Origin of the sequence: Vibrio variabilis (assembly GCF_003263785.1) — a bacterium.
Lineage (GTDB): Bacteria > Pseudomonadota > Gammaproteobacteria > Enterobacterales > Vibrionaceae > Vibrio > Vibrio variabilis.
This window is the reverse complement of record NZ_JYJK01000019.1, coordinates 1-296: the sequence shown is the minus strand read 5'-3', so window position 1 is coordinate 296 and position 296 is coordinate 1. Positions and strand designations below refer to the sequence as shown.

General features: G+C 56.4%; 1 protein-coding gene. It reads left to right on the top strand.

Features of this window, described 5'->3' with window-relative positions; all coding sequences use genetic code 11:
• A partial coding sequence (locus TZ48_RS03795; RefSeq protein ID WP_239670690.1) for a hypothetical protein occupies positions 1 to 296 on the top strand: 296 nt, incomplete at both ends.

Sequence of the window (296 nt, the reverse complement as noted above, 5' to 3'; positions counted from 1 at the left end):
TGATGTGCCTCTCACCATTACTGATGGCAATATCACCTTACCTGCTGGCGTGACTGAGTTTAAAGTCACCGTCGCGACGACCCAAGACGACGTCTTCGAAGGCCCAGAGACCTTCGGCGTGACCGTCACTGATAACAACAATGTTACCACCAATGGCTCGGCCACGGGCGTGGGTACCATTCTCGATGATGGCTCTGGCCCTGATCCAGATCCGGACGATGACCGCCCAGCGCTGTCTATCACCCCAGCGGTGTCAGTGAACGAAGGCACAGGAGCCATGTTCACGGTGAGCTTGT